Origin of the sequence: Kitasatospora sp. NPDC059722 (assembly GCF_042733235.1) — a bacterium.
Taxonomy (GTDB): Bacteria; Actinomycetota; Actinomycetes; order Streptomycetales; family Streptomycetaceae; genus Kitasatospora.
In genome coordinates this window covers 1,810-3,578 of sequence record NZ_JBHWGD010000237.1, presented here as the reverse complement: position 1 = coordinate 3,578, position 1,769 = coordinate 1,810, and the positions used below count along the sequence as shown (strand labels likewise).

General features: G+C 75.2%; 1 protein-coding gene and 1 pseudogene. Both read right to left on the bottom strand.

Annotation, left to right across the window (positions count from 1 at the left end):
- Positions 1–640: pseudogene (locus ACFV4F_RS42855) on the bottom strand (phage tail sheath family protein); the annotation flags it as partial.
- A 143-nt stretch (positions 641–783) separates the two neighbouring features.
- The coding region (locus ACFV4F_RS42850) for an ATP-binding protein (RefSeq protein WP_380511363.1) at positions 784–1,769 on the bottom strand (986 nt) is incomplete at its 5' end.

Below are 1,769 nucleotides of genomic sequence, written 5' to 3'. Positions count from 1 at the left end.
CCGGGTCGCGCCGGGCCGGCGGGGCCGCGACCGGTGCGGGCGCCGGAGCGGCGGCCAGGGCGTGGGTCCGGCGCTCGGGGCGGCTCGGCGCCGTGCCGGGCTGCTCGGCGACCGCGACCAGCTTCGACTCCCGCAGCTGGGTGACGACGTAGCCCTTGGTGTTCCGACGGGTCGAGACGTCGTACGTCTCGACGACCTCGGCGCCCTTGTGGACGAGCACGCGGAACCGGTCCTCGGGGACGTTCTCGCCCTCCGCGTCGGCGATCTCGACCGACACGTCGGCGCCCGCGCCGGGCAGGGCCGAGAAGAGGAGGCCGGAGACGGCGACGGGCGGCGGCGCCACCGGTCCGGGCACGACACCGGGGGCCCGCCGCGCCGGGTCGCCGACCCGGACGACGTAGGCCGAGCCACCGCCGTTGGCGAAGTAGCCGTACACGGCGTGCGCGAGGTAGGTGCCCTCGGTGAAGCCGCCGAACCGCTGGACGTACTGGTCCCAGGTGGTCACCAGCGTGGGCTCGTGGAACGGACCGGCCTCGGCGAAGCCCACGAACGCGGCGACGGCCGTGCCGACGCCCTCGATCGGGCGGGCACCGGACTGGACCTCCTCCACGTACACGCCCGGTGTGAGGTACGACGGCATTCGCGCTCCTTCGGGTGGCCGGTCGGTCGCCCCCGAGTCTGCTGCCGCGCGGCGCCCGGGGACATGTCCCACGGTCCCCGACCGGGGGCAGGGAGGACTGTCCCCGGCGGGCACTCCCAACCGTCGCGTCCGGCACAGCGGGCTCAGCCGTGCCCGGCGTCCCCGAGGACTCCGAGCCACGGCCCGAACTCGCTCTCCAGCACGAGCCGGCCCAGCTTGCGGTACTCGCCGACCACCGCCGCGACCAGTTGCGCCATGCCCAGCGGGGCACCCGTCCCGGCGGCCAGGTAGGCCGCGGAGACCGCGCAGGCCCGGATGGAGCCGCCGGTGAGCTCGAAGCTCCGGGCGCAGAAGTCCAGGTCGAGGTCGTCGCCGCGCGGCAGCCACGGCCCGAGGCAGCGGTCCCACAGCAGGCGCCGCTGCGCCTCGTCCGGCAGCGGGAACTCCGCGATGACGTCCAGCCGCCGGGTGAACGCGTCGTCGAGGTTGGCGCGCAGGTTGGACGTCAGGACGGCGATGCCCTCGAAGGACTCCATGCGCTGGAGCAGGTAGGCCGTCTCCAGGTTGGCGTGGCGGTCGTGGGCGTCCTCGACCTTGGAGCGCTTGCCGAACAGCGCGTCCGCCTCGTCGAACAGCAGGACGCCGTTGACCTGGGCGGCCTCGGTGAAGACGCGTTCCAGGTTCTTCTCGGTCTCGCCGATGTACTTGTCCACGACGGTGGAGAGCTCCACGACGTACAGCTCCATGCCGAGCTCGGCGGCGACCACCTCCGCCGACATCGTCTTGCCGGTGCCCGACTCCCCCGCGAACAGGGCGATCACGCCGTTCCCCCGGCCGCCGCCGGGCCGCATCCGCCACTGCCCGAGCACCTGGTCGCGGTGGCGGGCCCGCAGCACGAGCTCGCGCAGCCGGGCCTCGGTGGGCGGCGGCAGCACCAGGTCGGACCAGCCCACCCCGGGCTCGATCCGCCGGGCGAGGCGGGCCAGACCGGCCGCGTTCTGGGCCCGGACGGCGGCCCGCACGTCGTCGGCGCACACCGGCCGCGGGGGGGCGGCCCCCCGCCGGCCCGCCCGCACGTCTTTCGGTTTCGGTGCGGGGTCCGTCAGGCCCTCAGCCGTTCTCGGGATCG